The sequence below is a fragment of the uncultured Ralstonia sp. genome (assembly GCA_913056305.1).
GTDB lineage: Bacteria > Pseudomonadota > Gammaproteobacteria > Burkholderiales > Burkholderiaceae > Ralstonia.
Genome location: CAJXMR010000354.1, coordinates 1 through 3,131, shown reverse-complemented (window position 1 = coordinate 3,131; position 3,131 = coordinate 1). Strand labels below are relative to the sequence as shown.

Genomic DNA, 3,131 nt, shown 5'->3' with positions numbered 1-3,131 from the left:
TTTGAGACTCTTGTGCATTGTTGCTCCCTTGAGATAAGCGTTGCGTTTAGGCCGGTCACATCACGCAGAAGTTCCAGCCCTTGCCGCACATCGGTCCGGCATCATGACCAGAACCGCGTCCAACGGCAAGCAAAAGTTGTTTCCAATTATGACTCGGCGCTGTCATCCGTCTGTGCGTCGGCATCCGGCGCGGCATCCGCTGCGTCGGCGCCATCATCACCTTCCGCATCGGACTCCACCACACGCTGCAGCCCAGACAACTTATTACCTTCACCCACCGCGATGAGGGTCACCCCCTGCGTAGCCCGGCCCATCTCCCGGATCTCGTCCACACGCGTACGGATCAGCACGCCGCCGGTGGTGATCAGCATGATCTCGTCTTCCGGCGCTACCAGTGCGGCGGCCACCACCCTGCCGTTCCGCTCGGAGGTCTGGATGGCGATCATGCCCTTGGTGCCGCGGCCGTGGCGGGTGTATTCGGAGATCGGCGTGCGCTTGCCATAGCCGTTCTCGGTGGCGGTCAGCACACTGCCGGCCACGGCCTGCTCACCTTCGCCTGCCGTCTCGGCCGGCGCCACCAGCATGGCGATCACCTGCTGCCCATCCTCCAGGTTCATGCCGCGCACGCCGCGCGCCTGGCGGCCCATCGGGCGCACGTCGTTCTCGTCGAAGCGCACCGCCTTGCCGGCGTCCGAGAACAGCATCACGTCATGCTGGCCATCGGTGATGTCCGCGCCGATCAGGAAGTCGCCCTCGTCCAGGTCCACGGCGATGATGCCGGCCTTGCGCGGGTTGGAGAACTCGGTCAGCGCCGTCTTCTTGACCGTGCCCTTGGAGGTGGACATGAAGACAAAGTGCTGCTCGTCAAACTGCTTGACCGGCAGGATGACGTTGATCTTCTCGCCCGGCGACAGCGGGAACATGTTGACGATCGGTCGCCCGCGCGAGTTACGGCTGCCTTGCGGCACTTCCCACACCTTCAGCCAGTAGAGGCGGCCGCGGTTCGAGAAGCAGAGGATGTAATCGTGCGTGTTGGCGACAAATAGCGTGTCGATCCAGTCGTCTTCCTTGGTGGCGGCGGCCTGCTTGCCACGCCCGCCACGCTTCTGCGCACGGTATTCGGAAATCGGCTGGCTCTTCATATAGCCGCTGTGGGACAGCGTCACCACCAGATCTTGCGGCGTAATGAGGTCTTCGGTGTCCAACTCGGTCGCATTGTGCTCGATCTGCGAGCGGCGCTCATCGCCGAATTCCGCGCGGATGGCGGTGAGTTCCTCGACGATGATGGCAGTAATGCGCTCCGGGCGCGCCAGGATGTCCAGCAGGTCGGCGATCTGCGCCATCACCTCGCGGTATTCCTGGACGATCTTGTCCTGCTCCAGGCCCGTGAGGCGTTGCAGACGCATCTGCAGGATTTCCTGCGCTTGCGTGTCGGACAGCTTGTACAGACCGTCGCCCTGCATGCCGAATGCCGGCAGCAGGCCTTCCGGACGGTACGCGGCGCGGCCGCCGGCCGTTTCGCCTTCGGCGCGCGACAGCATCTCGCGCACCAGACCCGAATCCCAGTTGCGGTTCATCAGCTCGGCCTTGGCGATCGGCGGCGTCGGCGCAGCCTTGATGATGGCGATGAACTCGTCAATATTGGCGAGCGCGACGGCCAAGCCTTCCAGGATGTGCCCACGCTCGCGCGCCTTGCGCAAATCGAACACCGTGCGACGCGTCACTACCTCGCGGCGGTGCAGCAAGAAGCACTCGAGCATCTGGCGCAGGTTCAGCAAGCGCGGCTGGCCATCGACCAGCGCCACCATGTTCATGCCGAACGTGTCCTGCAGCTGCGTATTCTTATAGAGGTTGTTGAGCACGACCTCCGGCACTTCGCCGCGCTTGAGCTCGATCACCACGCGCATGCCGGACTTGTCCGACTCGTCACGGATGTCGGAGATGCCCTCGATGCGCTTTTCCGTCACCAGCTCGGCGATACGCTCGAGCAACGTGCGCTTGTTAACTTGATAGGGCAGCTCGTCGACGATGATCGCCTCGCGCTGGCCGCGGTCAATCGCCTCGAAGTGCGTCTTGGCACGCATCACCACGCGGCCACGACCGGTGCGATAACCCTCGCGCACACCCGAGATGCCGTAGATGATGCCGGCGGTCGGGAAGTCCGGCGCCGGGATCAGCTCGATCAGCTCATCGACCGTCGCTTCCGGGTTGTGCAGCAGGTGCAGGCAGCCGTCGACAATTTCATTCAGGTTGTGCGGCGGAATATTGGTCGCCATACCGACCGCGATCCCGGACGAACCGTTGATCAACAGGTTCGGAATGCGCGCCGGCAGAACCGAGGGCTCGCTTTCGCTGCCGTCATAGTTCGGCTCGAAATTGACCGTTTCCTTGTCGAGATCGGCCAGCAGCTCATGGGCGATCTTTGACAGGCGGATTTCGGTGTAACGCATCGCCGCGGCATTGTCGCCGTCGACCGAGCCGAAGTTGCCCTGGCCATCGACCAGCATGTAGCGCAGCGAGAAATCCTGCGCCATCCGCACGATGGTGTCGTATACAGCCGTGTCGCCGTGCGGGTGATACTTACCGATCACATCACCGACGATACGTGCGGACTTCTTATAGGGGCGGTTCCAGTCATTGTTCAGCTCGTGCATCGAGTACAGCGCACGGCGATGCACCGGCTTGAGACCATCCCGTACGTCCGGGAGCGCGCGGCCCACGATCACGCTCATGGCGTAAGCGAGGTACGAACTGCGCATTTCCTCTTCGAGCGATACCGGGAGTGTCTCTTTGGCGAATTGATCCATTGGGCGAACGATGAGAGGCCCCATAGTGGGCACCATGGAGCGCTACGGTTGCGCGAATAACAGAACATTTTACCATGCCGCAAGCCCCGCCCCGCCATTGCGTCAGGCGACGCATCGTCAACCCCGGGCATGTTCCGTGCGAGGGAGAGCGAATCCGGCGATCCAGTCCCCACAAGGGTTTGCGAGCGATTTCCTGCCTTGTTGCGTACACACCACAAGGCCGTGGCGGGCTGTTCGAATCGCTTATATTTGCTTTTTAGGAGTGCGCCCTTGTGGCACAATCCCCCAGCGAAGAGGCAGACATTGTTCGAAGTGGAGCCTTCA

General features: G+C 62.3%; 1 protein-coding gene. It reads right to left on the bottom strand.

Features of this window, described 5'->3' with window-relative positions:
* Positions 1 to 146 precede the first annotated feature (146 nt).
* The gene (gyrA, locus tag QZ609_RS25905) at positions 147 to 2,807 is read right to left on the bottom strand and encodes a DNA gyrase subunit A (RefSeq protein ID WP_295501195.1); all 2,661 of its coding nucleotides are present in this window, start codon (positions 2,805 to 2,807) and stop codon (positions 147 to 149) included.
* Between the last annotated feature and the right edge of the window lie 324 nt (positions 2,808 to 3,131).

Excerpts from the sequence above, each read along its gene's own strand:
- gyrA (WP_295501195.1), bottom strand. The coding sequence starts at position 2,807 with ATGGATCAATTCGCCAAAGAGACACTCCCGGTATCGCTCGAAGAGGAA.